This is a genomic window from Pseudomonas sp. PGPPP4 (assembly GCF_002256045.1).
GTDB classification, from domain to species: domain Bacteria; phylum Pseudomonadota; class Gammaproteobacteria; order Pseudomonadales; family Pseudomonadaceae; genus Chryseomonas; species Chryseomonas oryzihabitans.
The window spans coordinates 1-13,730 of the sequence record NZ_NKID01000005.1 but is presented as its reverse complement, the minus strand read 5'-3'; the positions used below and the strand labels follow the sequence as shown (position 1 = coordinate 13,730).

The following is a 13,730-nucleotide window of genomic DNA, read 5'->3' as shown; positions in this document are numbered from 1 at the left end:
TTCAGGACGACACCAGACCGGACTGGGCGGCGCCCAGCTTGGCCAGGGCCGCTTCGATCGCCGACCAGGGCTGTTCCCTGGGCGCTAGCGACGTGTCCACCCCGGCCTGGCGTGCGGTTCGCACCAGGGTGTTGAATTCGGCAGTCAGTGCCGCGGCCTGGATCGTGTCGACAGCTCCGGAAAAGGCCGCGGGCGACAGCCAGAGGCGTTCCTGCAAGCGCTCGCCGACCTGACGGGCGAATTGCAGCCGCCGCTGCTGGCCGATCGGCCGGGCTTCGGCGTCTTCCACCAGACCCAGCGACAGCGTCTTGTAGGCCGGCAGCCGATCGAGCAGCCCCTGCTGGGCCTGAACCGACCGCGGCCAGTCGACATGCAGCCCCTCCACCGGCAGACCGGCAGCCAGCCCCAGGTTGTCGAGCAACTCGCCCTGACGCACACCCAGCAGCTTCTTCAGCGGTTCGCGTTGCAGCAGGTTGTAGGCCCTCTCGAAGGCGGTGCGCCAGGCCAGCGGCAGTTCCAGCGTCAGCAGAGGCTCATCGAGCTGGACCCATTCCACGCCCTGGGCGGCCAACCGCGCGAAGATTTCGCCATAGACCGGTAGCAGCGCTTCCAGCAATTCGAGGCGGTCGAAGGCCGGATCGAGCGAGCGACCGAGCCATAGATAGCTCAGGGGTCCGAGGATCACCGGCTTGGCCACCAGACCGAGCGCCTGGGCCTCGGCGACCTCGTCGAACAACTGCTCCCAGCCGATGGCAAAGGACTGGTCCGCGGTGAATACCGGGACCTGACAGGGACCGGCGAATAGATGATCGTCTGCCGCCTCGGTGCGAGCGGCGGCGCCGACCAGATACGAATGCGCCAGAACCCGATCGCCCCAGCCGAAGTCGCCTACCGCGAGCCACTCACAACCCGCGGCCTGCTGGGCGCGCCAAGCCTGCTGACGCTGCTGGCGCCCCTGGGCGATCAGGGCGGTCCGGTCGCAATCGTCGAGAGACGCCAGCGTCGCCAGGGACGCGTCACCCTGTTGCGCGCGCCGCGCGGAACCCTGGGAATGAATCTTGACCATTGCACACCTCCACCTGACAGGATGGAGATTGTCGTCGCGCATGAACCATGAAACAAACTCAGGTTTCTTGTGATGAACTCAAGTTTCTCTCATACACCGCTATCAGGGTTTGAAGCGCGCCATGCTGTAGGCGTCGACGAACACCCCATCGCGCAGGGCATAGCGACGCAGCAGCCCTTCCTCTTCGAAACCCAGCTTGCGATAGAGCGCCAGGGCTGGCTCGTTGTCGCTGAAGACGGTCAACTCGACCCGCTGCAGATTCATCCAGTTGTCGGCGAGGTCGAGCAGGGCCGTCAGCAGCTGGGTGCCTATGCCCTGCCCCTGGCAATCCAGGGCCACGCCCATGCCAAGGGTGCCACAGTGCTGGCGGCGAATGCGCTGCTGCTGTTCGAGACTGGCGCTGCCCACCACCCGCCCCTGCTGCAGGGCGACCAGTCCTATCCGCCCTTCGCGTTCGCCGCTCAGACGCTGCCGCCATTGTTCGGCGCTCTGATAGGGTATCTGCAGCACCTGCCGCGCCACGGCCGGATCGCCATAGAGGGCAGCGAGGCCCTCGGCATGGCGGTCGGCATAGCGTTCCAGATGGACGGTGGAACTGGACATGGGCGGCACTCCTTGGCGGAAGTCCGCAGCTTCGCCCAGGTCCGGGGGTCCGGACAAGGGCGAAGCGCAGGCGTCACGCGCCGGTTACAGCGTCCACTTCAGGCTGAGCATGACGTTGCGGGGATCGCCGTAGGTGCCGAAACCCGTGCCGCTGGGAATGCCCTGCCAGTACTTCTCGTCGAAGATGTTGTTGAAGTTGACGCGGCCATCCCAGTGGTCGTTGAAGCGGTAGCCCGCCATCAGGCCGACCACAGAATAGCTGTCCTGCTTGGCCTCGCCGTTACCCACCCGCTTGAAGGTCTCGCTCTGTGCCAGCACATCAGCACCGATGCGCCACTTGCTCAGATCCCCGGTCAGTTGATAGCTGGTGGCAGCCTTAAACAGATGCTTGGGCTGCTCCGGAGCGAAGCGGCGGTCTTCGTAGATCAGATCCTTGGTGTACTCGCTCAGCACCAGGGTATAGGCCGCCGACGCCTGCCAGTTGGGCGCCAATTGCCCGGAGATCTCTGCATCGATGCCACGGCTGCGTACTTCGCCGGCGGTGTCGTAGCAGGTACGGCTCTGCCGGGTGCACTCGATCGGCTGCGGGGACAGCTCATAGGCGCGGCCCTCCTGAATGGTCTCGAAGAGCGCTACGGAGGCATTCAGGGCACCGTCGAAATAGGCGCCCTTCAGGCCAATCTCGTAGCTCTTGCCGGTCATGGGCGCGAGCACGGAGTTACCGGTGTTCTGCTGGCTCTGCGGTTTGAAGATATCGGTGTAGCTGGCGTAGACCGAATAGGTGTCGTTCAGATCGTAGATGATGCCGGCATAGGGCGTGAATTCACGCGTCGCCTTGTAATCATCATCGCTGTAGAGATTGTCGAAGTCATACCAGCTGACCCGGCCGCCGACGATGACGTGCAGCGGGTCTATGGGGTTGAAGCGCGCCGCCGCGTAGATCGCCTCTTCGGTCGTGGTGTTCTTGCTGGCATAGGGCGTCAGGCTGTCCTTGGCCGGCTTGGGGATGCTGCTGGGGCGGAAGTTGTAGATATCGATCGGTGTAGCACCCGAGTAGCCGCCACGCTGATAGAACTTCTCCTGACGGCGACTCACCCCGGCCATCAATTCGTGCTCGCGACCCAGCAACTGGAAGGGACCACTGACCGAGGCGTCGATGTTGAGCTGGTCGGAATCGGTACGGTAGGCACCGGACGCGGTACCGAGATCGGCCACCGTGTTGTAGGCGTAGTTGTTGCTCGGCAGGGTGGTGACGTAGTTGGAATAGGTATCCGAATTCGCCCAGACCTGCTGCGCCGCCAGCTTGGCCTTCCAGCCGTTGTCGAAGGTGTGGGTGATGTCCGAGAACAGGGTGTAGTTGTCCTGATCCCAGTAGGCCCAGTCGCCGCTCAGGAAGGTGGAACGCGACAGGTGCAGGTTTTCGCCGTTGGGACCGCTGGGCAGGCTGCCCCAGTCGGAGGTCTTGTCTTCACGCTGCTTGGACGCGCCGATGGTCCAGGTGGTGGCGTCGCTGAGATCCGCTTCGAGGACGCCATAGAAGGTCTGGCGCTTGCGCTCGCGTACGTCCTGGAAGCTGTTGCCGTCTTCGTAGGCGGCTACGACGCGACCGCGCAGGGTGCCGGCTTCGTTGAGCTTGTTGGAGGCGTCGACCTCGGTACGGTAGCGGTCCCAGCTGCCGGCGCTGGTGGTGACGCTGACCTGAGGGAAGGCGGTCGGGCGCTTGCGCACCAGATTGAGGGTGGCCGAAGGATCGCCGGCGCCGGTCATCAGGCCAGTGGCGCCACGCACCACCTCCACCCGGTCGTAGATGGACAGGTCGGCCGAGGACAGGGTGTCGAGGGTGAAGGTCCCGGCCGTGGTGGGCAGGCCGTCGTACATGATGTTGTCGATGCGGAAGCCGCGGGAGAGGAATTCCTGGCGGTCGCCGCCGAACTTGTTCAGCGTCACGCCCGGGGCGTAGCGGACCACATCGTTGAGATCGGTCATGCCCTGGTCTTCCATGCGCTGCCGGGTGATGACGCTCACCGACTGGGGCGTTTCGCGGATGGACAGCGGCAGGCCGGTGGAGGTGCTCATGGCGCCGGTGGTGTAGGAGCGGGTCCCTTCGGTGGTCGTCCGGCCCGTCAGGGAGCCATCGTCCGCGCTGATGGTGGTGGCATCCAGGGCCACGCTGCCGGCCGCGGCCTGGGTGGCCACCGGGGCGACGGTCGCGACCGAGCCGCTGACCGAGGCCGCCAGGCCGCTGCCCGCCAGCAGGCGCTGCAGGGCGACATCCGGCTCCATCCGCCCCGCCAGTGCCGGCGCCCGCTTGCCCACCAGGGCGGCGGGATCGTAATTCACCTGGAGGCCGCTGGCGCGCGCGAAGCTCTGCAAGGCATCGGCCAGCGGCTGCGCCGGTTGCGACAGCGCCACGGGAGCGGCCTGGGCGAGGGTCGCCACGCCCAGGGAAACGGAAAGCGCGATGAGGCGAAGGGAGAAGAGCTGCATGTCGTTGGTCGTCCTCTAGGGAAACACCGACCCGTCCGTACCCCACGTAAGGACTCGCTGGAGATTTTCCAGGGACCGGTATCCGATGCCGTCTTGCGCGGCGGAACGCAGGCTATGCAACCCGGATGCATCTGTAAATGCAAATTAATATCATAAGCGACCGCAAACTCATGCTTTGCCCGCACGAAGCCGTCAAGGACGGGGATTTGCAGACGCCAGCCTTCCATCGCTCTGATTCGCCGATTTTCGAGGGAATGTTTCAAGAAATGAGCGGCTGCTCTTCCCGCCTTGTGCAGCAGTAGGCAAACCAGCCGGATGACGAGCTGGATGCCGGCGAGAGGAAGAAGGCACCAGGGATTGAGGAGCGAGGCGGCAGGAAGAGGAAGGATTCAAACCAGACGCCGGGTCCCGCCCACCCCTTCATCGTGAAAGCGCTGGGCGATGGCGCAGATCTGCGGCTCGATGGCCAGGAAGGCGTCTAGCACCAGGGGATCGAAGGTGCTCCCGCGCATCTCGCGCATCATCTGCAGCGAGTCTTCGTGGCTGAACGGCTCCTTGTAGCAGCGCCGGCTGATCAGGGCGTCGTAGATATCGGCCACCGCCATGATCCGCCCCGCCAGCGGGATGCCGGTACCGGACAGTCCGTTGGGATAGCCGCTGCCATCCCACTTCTCGTGGTGGGTGCTGGCGATCTCGGCAGCCAGGGCCAGGAAGTTGTCATCCTCCAGATGGCTGGCCGTACTGAGGATGATCTGCCGACCGAATTCGGCATGCCGCTGCATCACCTGCATCTCCTCCGGCGTCAGCCTCCCGGGCTTGAGCAGGATGGCATCCGGCACCCCGACCTTGCCGATGTCGTGCAGGGGCGCGGACAGGAACAGCAGCTTGATGTAATCCGGCGTGAGCAATTCCGGCGCCTGGCCGGCACGGCGCAGCTCTTCGGCGATGGCGCGAACATAGTGCTGAGTGCGCTTGATATGGGCACCGGTCTCGGGATCCCGGGTTTCGGCCACCGCCGCCATGGACTCGATGGTGACCTGGCGCGAGCGTTCCAGTTGCCGCCGCCAGCGCTCTTCGTGCTGGCGCGCCAGGATGATCCGCGTGACCAACGCCAGGGCCGCGAGCAGCGCAACCAGTACCAGGGGCGCGGCCAGCGGCAGGAAGACGTCATGGCGAACGAACAGCCAGGCGCCCAGCAGCTGCGGCAGGACGATCGAGGCCGCCGCCAGCAGGACGAAGCGCCGCTGGCTGCGGTTGAAGAAGAAGCCGGCGGACAGCAGCAGACCGCCCAGCAGGCACAACGCCAGTTGCAGCACGCCGGAAAACTGAGGGACCCGTACCAGGGCGTCGTCCAGCAGGTCCTGGGTCAGGGCCGCCTGCAGCCTGACGCCGGAAAAGGTCTGCCCCAGCGCCGTCGCGTGCAGGTCGTTGAAACCTGCCGCCGAGACGCCGACGAAGACCACCTTACCCTTGAGCGTGGCCGGTGCCACCGCGCCGCTGAGCACCGCCACGGCCGAGACCTCCGGATAGTGCTCGGCCGCGCCGTGCAGCCGCAGCAGCGCCTGGCCTTCGCGGTCGAGCGGCAGGCGGTGCTCGCCAAGCCGCAGCACCGGACCCGCCAGGCCGGTCTCCACCACGCCCTCGTTCAGCCCCAGGGCGCGCAGGGTGGCGGCCAGCGCCAGACTCGGATGGATGATGCCCTTATAGCTGAGCAGCAGGGGTACGCGCCGCAGGATGCCGTCGCTGTCCCGCTGGCTGTTGATGAAGCCGCTGAAGCGCGTCTGGCTGGCGATGGGAGCCACACTGTCCAGCGCGCCGCTGGCCTCGGGCAGCCTGAGGGCGTCGAGGGCGCCGCTGAAGCCCACCCCTGGCCGTAGCCCAGCCGCGACGGGTTGCTGCAGATCGAGGAAAAAGAAATGGGCGCCGACGGCGCCCGTCTGCCCCATGACGTAGCCGAGATAGCCGTCGTTGTCCTGCAACTCCGGCGGCACACCGGAAAAGCTCAGGTGCATGCCGAAGTCGTCCTGGAAACTCTGTTGCAGGGCCTTGAGCGAGGTACGGTCCGGCTCGCTGAACAGGACGTCCACGGCGATCGCCGCCGGCTCGGCCTCGGCGATCCGGGAGAGCAGCTGGGCCACCCGATAGCGCGGCCAGGGCCACTGCCCCAGCGCCGCAAGGCTGGCTTCGTCGATGCTGACCACCTGGACGTCGCGGGCGTCCTCGTTGCTGGCCGCCAGGCGGCTGAGCTGGTCGTAGGCCAGGCGATCGAGGTATTGCAGCGGCGGCCATTGCAACAGCGCGGCGAGGCCGAAGGCCAGCGACAGGCCCAGGCTGACCAGGAACATCCAGGGCGCGCCCCGGCGCAGCAGGGTCGCAACGGAGTTCATGCCCGCGACCCTAGAGAATCAGGATTTCGACACGCCGATTGCGCGGCTCGGACTTGCCGGGACGGGTCGGTACCAGGGGCACGGTATCGCCGAAGAATTCGACGTTGATGCGCAACTTGGGATCGAGTCGCTGCAGCAGACCGGCCACCTTGCGGGCACGCTGCCCCGAGAGGTCGAGGTTGTAGGAAGGCGCACCTGAGCCGTCCGCATGGCCGAATACCGAAATCTCGGTGGGGATGCGCTGCCGGGCCGTTTCCAGCACCTCGGGCAGGAGCGCCTTGGACTGCGGCGTGAGCTCCATGCTGTCGGAGAGGAAGTTGAGGATGAAGGTCTTGGGCGGCGACGGCTGTGCCGCCAGTACCTGCCGATGCTGCTGCTCGAAAAGGGGTTGGGCCACCGCCTGCACAGGGGCCGGCGCCTGCCCAGGGCCGGCCACCGTGACCTCGGCGAAACCCTGGTCGATGGCTTGGCGACCCGCCGCGCTGGTCACCGAAACGGCGCCGACATGACCGTCTTCATCGGGCATCAGGATGACTCTTGTCTGCGGTGGCGGAGGGCTGGCACAGCCGCCCAGCAGCAGCGCGTACAGCAGCACGCTCAGCAGCAGACGGCCAGGGGACGCGACAGCGACCAGGGCACTCATTGGGCCTGCACCAGGAAGCGGGTGCCGCGCACGCCGATAGTGGCGGTCGGCGTTTCGATCTTGACCGTGTCGGGTGCGACCTTGCCGATCTTGCCAGACGAATAGATGGCGGAGCCCTTGGTCAGGTACAGCGAGAAGCCGTACCGACTACGCTTGGGTTCGAAGAGATAGTCACGCAATTGCACGTCGGCGCCGTTACCCAGGGTGAGCAGGGTACCGTCGAGAAAGACGATGGCCGCAGTGGCGTCCGGGCCGGCCTGTAGGCGATCGGCCACCTGCAGGGTAGTACCGGCCTGGGCGTCCAGGCTGGCGGTCTGCCGCAGCACCTTGACGTTGCCCGAGACGCTCTTGATCAGGGCCACGTGCGCCTCTTCCGCGGCCATGACTTGCGGAGATCCCAGCAGCTGCAGCCCGAGCAGCGCCAATGCGAACAGTGTTGTCTTCATGCGTTCCTGGTCCCTGGATGGAAGGGCGTGGCCGTCTCTGGGACGACGGATTGCCGACAGGATCTCGGATGGCATCCTGAAGCGGCCTGCTGCGCAGCGGTCAGGGCTCCAGACTCGTGAACCCAATCACCTTCTACCAGATAAACAAGCCAGGCGGCACGCAAAGTAGTACGAATGGCAACTGGCCACCATTCATGCCATCACGACTCAGCGAGACGAACGGCACCGGCAGTGGTCTAGTGAGCATCTTTCCCAGGTTACCTTTTCATGCAGATCATTCTGGTGCGTCACGGCAAACCCGATCTTTCCAGCAAAGCCCACTGCACCCCTAGGGAGATGAAGGACTGGGTCGCGCGCTACCAGAAGGCCCCAGTGCCCGCAGGTCTGGAGCCTGCAGAGACGCGGCGACTGGCGCAGGAAGCGGGCTATGTGGTGAGCAGCCCCCTCGGCCGTTGCGTGCGCTCGCTCGAATACCTGCTGGGATGCTCCGGCAGCCCGGTCGATGACCGCTACGCCGAAGCCCATCTACCCTATCTGGAGCTGAATGCGCCGCGCCTGCCGGTCAAGGCCTGGCGACTGCTGTTCAGATCCGCCTGGTTCCTGGGCTTCGCCGCCCATACCGAGTCCATCGGCAGCTCATCAATACGCGCCGGCCAGGCGGCCGATCGCCTCATCGAACTGGCCGAACGCCATGGTTCGGTGCTGCTGCTGGGGCACGGCATCATGAACGTGCTGATCGCCTGGCAGTTGCGCAAGCGCGGCTGGCGCGGGCCGCTGCATCTGCTGCTCAAGGACTACTGGAAGCCGAGTATCTATCGCAAAGAGAGACGCTGAGCTCGATCAGCGGTTCGCCTTGGCGCGGGCCTCTTCCAGTTCACGGCGCGCCTCGGCCAGCTTTTTGCTCCGCACCCGGATCTTGTCGGCGTCGCCCTTGGCCTGGGCGCTGCGCAGGTCCCGCTCGCGCTCGGCCACCTCGCGGCTCCGGGCCTGGATGACGTCCAGCCGCTGCTGACGCAGGCCGGCGTCGGTGCAATGCGCCTGCACCGCGGTAAGAGCCCGCCGCAACCCGGCCAGCCGCCCTGCATCGCCTTGCGCCTGCGCCTGCGCCTGGGCGATCTGCCGCTCCAGCGTCGGGCGCTTCGCCGCGCAGCCTCCGTCGGCTGCCACAGCCAGGCCGGGCAGCAACAGGGTGGTCGCAAACAGCACTGTCCTGGTTCGATTTTTCATCGGCATTCCTCTGAGCATTGAAAGGCGAGAGCTTCCGGGCCGTTTCGCTCAACCGTCCAGCGACGGCCCGACCAGCGCGGCGAGCTGGTCGTAGACCCCGGGCGCTGCCACCAGCAGGGGATTGCCATTGACCAGGCCGTCGTTGCGCAGGAAGGCATTGTGGCGACCACCCGCCTCGCGGATCAGGACCAGGCCCGCGAGACAGTCCCAGCCATGGATCAGGGTCTCGTAGTAGCCGATCAGCCGGCCGGCGGCGACGTAGGCGGTCATCAGCGCGCCCGAGCCATTGCGGAAGAATTGCCCGCCTTCGGCCAGCAGACCGGCCACGAACGGCAGGAAGTGTTCCTTGCCGCGTCTGTGGGTAGTGCCCAGTCCGGTCAGCCCCTGGCGGATCTCGGTGGCCGCATGGACGCGCAGCGGCTGGTCGTTGACGAAGGCGCCGTGCCCGCGCAGGCCATGGAAGAGTTCGTCGTGATTCGGATCCATGATGGCGCCGAGCAAGGGCTCGCCCTCGTGCATCAGGCCGATGGACACGCACCAGTTGTGCAGGCCGTTGAGAAAGGGTGCGGTGCCGTCGATGGGATCTATGACCCAGAGGTAGGGCGCCGAGAGATCGGTAGCACCGCCCTCCTCGCCCAGCAGACCATCTTCCGGAAAGCGCTCGCTCAGTCGCAGCCGGATGAGGTCCTCCAGCGTCTTGTCGGCGATGCTCACCACGTCCTGCAGATCGCTGCCCTTGTGGTCCACCTGCAGCGCCGCGCGCCGACGATAGAAGTCGAGGCCGAGCTGCGCCGCCTCCCGGGCGATGTCCTGGACAGCACGGTAGCGTTCAGCGATGGCGGGGACGATGGCGGTCATGGGCGCTCCTGGAACGGGGAAAAGGCGCCAGGGTGCCAGTTCCGCCTGCGGAAAAGAATAGTCGCGGTCTTGCCCGTCTGCGCCATTGCCACTGACCCCGGCGGTCAGGCCGCGGCCGTCCGCTGGCCAAATCCTGCCGATTCCGGCAAAGGTCCGACTAGAAGCCTCTGGTCATGGTCGTGTCATCTCGGCAGCGCAGGCTGTCGGGTATTGGCATTCAGGACAGCGAAATGCAGCGGCGGACCGCACCAAATCCGCCCGCCGCCGTCAGAACAGTTGAGTGCTCGTTGTACCGGGAGGACGCCATGACCGCACAAACTTCGCTATTCCACGGCAATGGTCAGCTGCAGCAGTTGCGGCGACTGATTCCCAGACAGCATTTCGAATGTCTGGAGCGGCACCTCGAGTTGCTATCGCGCGAATTTCCGCTGTTCGATCATCCGCCGCTGAGCATCGACTGCGCCGTCGCCGAAACCCTGGAGAACCTTGGAATCCGCGCCTTCCAGTGGCAGGGCCTGTGCAACCTGCCGCAGCGGATGGCGCTGGGCAGCGCGCTGATGGGCGAGGGATTCATGGCCCAGTCCAGTACCCCCGAATACACCCTCTATCTCAATGCACGGGGTGAAAAGGTGCTGTTGCGACAAGAGCCCGCCGCCGGCCAGACCCTGGTCAGCCTGGTGTCGGATTGTCCGCCGCTGTTCGCCTATCTGGCGGCCAAGCACCACGACGCGGTACCCGTCGCCTGAGCCACGCGCCCTTGCCTTGCCAGAGGTGTGATCCGCTCGCATGCAGGATGACGAACAGGATCACAATTGCGCTTTAACGTCAGACTAACCGGGAACCAAATAGGCAGTGGAATGGTAGATTCGCGCTTCGGATCTACCAGGAGACCCAAGGAATGGGAATTCGTATTCTGGCCAGCGTCATCGTGACCTTTGTCGCCTTCAATGGCGAAGCCGCCCCCCTCCCCGCGATACCCCCGCTCAAACTGGCGGACCTCACCCTTCAGGTCCCCCTTTTGAGTACTGATGCCATCCCTACCAAGATTGACGCCCAACTGCGTAACAGTCGGCAGCCAGTCAATAGCGCTCGTTGGCTGAATGAACATCAGACCTTTGCTCAAGAGCAACGCTGGGTATTCTAGTCCGTTAGATTGATGTCGACGGATGGCTTCCCTTTCGTATGCTTTTTGATACCGCCCGGGGAATGAATCGCTTTTTTGCAGGTCCGTCTGGTTCTACGGGCAGCTCAACTCCTCTGCCCTTTCAACCTGCACGCGGAGCCGTCATGAAACGCCTGTCCTTTCTCCTGTTCGCCGCCCTATCGGCCTGCAGCTCGGCTCCCACCCCGCCCCCGGCCGATCCGTCGCAATTCGGCGGCCGTACCCAGGAACAGCTCCGGCAGAGTTTCGGCGCACCCCAGCGGGTCGCGCAGCTCGATCGCCTGATGGTCTACGAATACCGCAACCTGCGCGCGCCGGGCAGCGCGACGCCGGTCTATTCCTTTCTCATCGAAAACGAACGGGTGATCGAATCCACGCCCGGAACCTTGCAGCTTTATCGCGAAGACGGCATCACCAAGGTCAAGGCGGAAAGCCTCTAGGCAGAGCCCCTGGCCGTGGCGGCGGTCCCGCGCAGCCCTGCAGGGATGTGCAAAAAAATACCGATTTTGGTGTCTTCCAGCATTTGTTTCCCGGGCGGCAACGGGCTGTAATCGGTCCGTGGCTTCCGCTGCAAAGGCCGTCACAGCCGGCCGGGTGGTGGGTTACAACAACAAGAAAAGCGTCTGCTGCAGTTGCACAGGACGCGGAGTGCAAGATGAAAACAACACCAAAAGCGCTTTTATTGTCCGCTGTTACCCTCTCTGCAGGCCTGACCTTCTCGCTGGCCCTCCAGGCCGCCGAAACGGTCACCATCGCCACCGTCAACAACAGCGACATGATCCGCATGCAGCGGCTGTCCAAAACCTTCGAAGACCAGCATCCCGACATCAAGCTCAACTGGGTGGTGCTCGAAGAAAACGTGCTGCGCCAGCGCCTGACCACCGACATCGCCACCCAGGGTGGCCAGTTCGACGTCCTGACCATCGGCATGTACGAGACCGGCCTCTGGGGCGCCCAGAATTGGCTGGAGCCCATGAAGGACCTGCCCGCCAACTACGACCTGGACGACCTCTTCCCGTCGGTTCGCGAAGGCCTGTCGGTCAAGGGCACCCTCTATGCGCTGCCCTTCTATGCCGAAAGCTCCATCACCTACTACCGCAAGGATCTGTTCCAGCAGGCCGGCCTGACCATGCCCGCTCAGCCCACCTGGACCCAGATCGCCGAATTCGCCGGCAAGCTGCACCAGCCGGACAAGGACCAATACGGTCTCTGTCTGAGAGGCAAGGCCGGCTGGGGCGAGAACATGGCCCTGGTCACCACCATGGCCAACGCCTTCGGCGCGCGCTGGTTCGACGAGAAGTGGCAACCGGAATTCACCGGTCCGGAGTGGACCGCGGCGGCCAACTACTACGTCACCAATATGAAGAAGTACGGTCCGCCCGGCGCCTCCAGCAACGGCTTCAACGAAAACCTGGCGCTGTTCAACAGCGGCAAGTGCGCCATCTGGGTCGATGCCAGCGTCGCCGGCTCCTTCACCATGGACAAGAGCCAGAGCAAGGTCGCCGACAGCGTCGGCTTCGCCGGCTCGCCGCGCGAGGTCACCGACAAGGGTTCGTCCTGGCTGTATGCCTGGTCGCTGGGTATCCCCACCTCCTCCAAGCACAAGGACGCCGCCAAGACCTTCGTGACCTGGGCCACCTCCAAGGACTACGCCAAGCTGGTCGCGGACACTGACGGCATCGCCAACGTGCCGCCGGGCACCCGCAAGTCCACCTACAGCCAGGCCTACATGGACGCGGCGCCCTTCGCCAAGGTCTCGCTGGACATGCTGCAGCACGCCGACCCGGCCCATCCCTCGGCCAAGCCGGTGCCCTACGTGGGCATCCAGTACGTGACCATCCCCGAGTTCCAGGCCATCGGCACCTCGGTGGGCAAGCTGTTCGCCGCGGCCCTCACCGGGCAGATGTCGGTCGAGCAGGCCCTGCAGGCGGCGCAGCAGTCCACCGCCCGGGAAATGAAGCGCGCCGGCTATCCCAAGTAGCGCTGGAGCCCGGGGTCCGCACCGCGTGGATCCCGGCCTAGCGGCTTTCCCTGCCTGATCCGTCGCTGGCGTCGCGAGACGCCAGTGCCTCGTCACGGCCCACTGCCTTGCGGAGCATCGCCATGCAGACCTCCACCCTCAAGACGCCCGTCGTCGAATCCCCTGCCGCTCCCGCCCGTCGTCAACGCCGTCGCGCCGGTCCCGGCTGGTTCCTGATCAGTCCTTCGGTGGCCCTGCTGCTGGTGTGGATGCTGGTGCCCCTGGGCATGACCATCTGGTTCTCGCTGATCCGCTACAACCTGCTCTATCCTGGCGAGCACGCCTTCGTCGGCCTGGAAAACTTCGAATACTTCGTCACCGATGCCGGCTTCTGGCCCGGCATGACCAACACCCTGCTGCTGGTGGGGAGCGTGCTGCTGATCAGCGTGGTCTTTGGCGTGCTGATCTCGGCGCTGCTGGAGGCCAGCGAATTCTTCGGCCGCGGCATCGTCCGCGTCCTGCTGATCTCGCCCTTCTTCATCATGCCCACGGTCAGCGCCCTGATCTGGAAGAACCTGATCTTCCATCCGGTCTCCGGCATCCTCGCCGCGGTCTGGAAACTGTTCGGCGCCACCCCGGTGGACTGGCTGGCCACCCACCCGCTGCTGTCGATCATCCTGATCGTGTCCTGGCAGTGGCTGCCTTTCGCCATCCTCATCCTGATGACCGCCATGCAGTCGCTGGATCAGGAGCAGAAGGAAGCGGCCCGCCTGGACGGCGCCGGTCCGGTCGCCATCTTCTGGCACCTGACCCTGCCGCACCTGGCGCGTCCCATCGCCGTGGTGGTGATGATCGAGACGATCTTCCTGCTGTCGGTGTTCGCCGAGATCT

The 13,730-nt window shown here is 65.1% G+C and carries 14 protein-coding genes; 6 read left to right on the top strand and 8 right to left on the bottom strand.

Annotated elements, in window-relative coordinates; translation table 11 throughout:
* Position 1: 1 nt before the first annotated feature.
* From CFE50_RS22815 to CFE50_RS10675, 6 genes are all read right to left on the bottom strand, one after another.
* Positions 2–1,066 (bottom strand): hypothetical protein, encoded by a 1,065-nt coding sequence (locus CFE50_RS22815; RefSeq protein WP_502694697.1) that lies wholly within the window; start codon positions 1,064–1,066, stop codon positions 2–4.
* Positions 1,067–1,168: 102 nt separating this feature from the next.
* A complete protein-coding gene (locus CFE50_RS10695; protein WP_286733396.1) occupies positions 1,169–1,669 on the bottom strand; it encodes a GNAT family N-acetyltransferase in 501 nt (166 codons plus the stop codon).
* A gap of 84 nt (positions 1,670–1,753) precedes the next feature.
* Positions 1,754–4,156: a TonB-dependent siderophore receptor gene (locus tag CFE50_RS10690; RefSeq protein ID WP_286733395.1), complete on the bottom strand. Its 2,403-nt coding sequence runs from the start codon at positions 4,154–4,156 to the stop codon at positions 1,754–1,756.
* Between the two features lie 389 nt (positions 4,157–4,545).
* Entirely contained in the window at positions 4,546–6,543 is a 1,998-nt protein-coding gene (locus tag CFE50_RS10685) for a CHASE2 domain-containing protein (protein ID WP_286733394.1), read from the bottom strand.
* Positions 6,544–6,553: 10 nt separating this feature from the next.
* Positions 6,554–7,186, bottom strand: a complete 633-nt coding sequence (locus CFE50_RS10680) for an OmpA family protein (protein WP_286733393.1) — start codon at positions 7,184–7,186, stop codon at positions 6,554–6,556.
* Positions 7,183–7,632: a FecR family protein gene (locus tag CFE50_RS10675; protein WP_241808107.1), complete on the bottom strand. Its 450-nt coding sequence runs from the start codon at positions 7,630–7,632 to the stop codon at positions 7,183–7,185. Before CFE50_RS10675 ends, CFE50_RS10680 begins: the two co-directional genes overlap by 4 nt.
* A gap of 267 nt (positions 7,633–7,899) precedes the next feature.
* Here CFE50_RS10675 and CFE50_RS10670 point away from each other — a divergent pair, with 267 nt between their 5' ends.
* Positions 7,900–8,466: a histidine phosphatase family protein gene (locus CFE50_RS10670; protein WP_286733390.1), complete on the top strand. Its 567-nt coding sequence runs from the start codon at positions 7,900–7,902 to the stop codon at positions 8,464–8,466.
* A gap of 6 nt (positions 8,467–8,472) precedes the next feature.
* On the opposite strand, the gene CFE50_RS10665 is transcribed toward CFE50_RS10670, so the two are convergent.
* Together CFE50_RS10665 and CFE50_RS10660 are read right to left on the bottom strand one after the other, a co-directional pair.
* The gene (locus CFE50_RS10665; RefSeq protein ID WP_286733388.1) at positions 8,473–8,859 is read right to left on the bottom strand and encodes a DUF1090 domain-containing protein; all 387 of its coding nucleotides are present in this window, start codon (positions 8,857–8,859) and stop codon (positions 8,473–8,475) included.
* Between the two features lie 48 nt (positions 8,860–8,907).
* On the bottom strand, positions 8,908–9,717 hold the full coding sequence (locus tag CFE50_RS10660; protein WP_286733386.1) for an inositol monophosphatase family protein: 810 nt from the start codon (positions 9,715–9,717) through the stop codon (positions 8,908–8,910).
* Between the two features lie 305 nt (positions 9,718–10,022).
* Here CFE50_RS10660 and CFE50_RS10655 point away from each other — a divergent pair, with 305 nt between their 5' ends.
* The 5 genes from CFE50_RS10655 to CFE50_RS10635 all read left to right on the top strand — a co-directional run.
* Positions 10,023–10,463, top strand: a complete 441-nt coding sequence (locus tag CFE50_RS10655; protein WP_241808103.1) for a hypothetical protein — start codon at positions 10,023–10,025, stop codon at positions 10,461–10,463.
* Positions 10,464–10,615: 152 nt separating this feature from the next.
* A complete protein-coding gene (locus CFE50_RS10650; protein ID WP_241808102.1) occupies positions 10,616–10,861 on the top strand; it encodes a hypothetical protein in 246 nt (81 codons plus the stop codon).
* Positions 10,862–11,004: 143 nt separating this feature from the next.
* Complete coding sequence (locus CFE50_RS10645; RefSeq protein ID WP_027602668.1) at positions 11,005–11,319, top strand: hypothetical protein; 315 nt, start codon at positions 11,005–11,007, stop codon at positions 11,317–11,319.
* Between the two features lie 215 nt (positions 11,320–11,534).
* The gene (locus CFE50_RS10640) at positions 11,535–12,860 is read left to right on the top strand and encodes an ABC transporter substrate-binding protein (protein ID WP_027602667.1); all 1,326 of its coding nucleotides are present in this window, start codon (positions 11,535–11,537) and stop codon (positions 12,858–12,860) included.
* Between the two features lie 122 nt (positions 12,861–12,982).
* On the top strand, positions 12,983–13,730 hold a 748-nt coding region (locus CFE50_RS10635; RefSeq protein ID WP_286733380.1), incomplete at its 3' end, for a carbohydrate ABC transporter permease.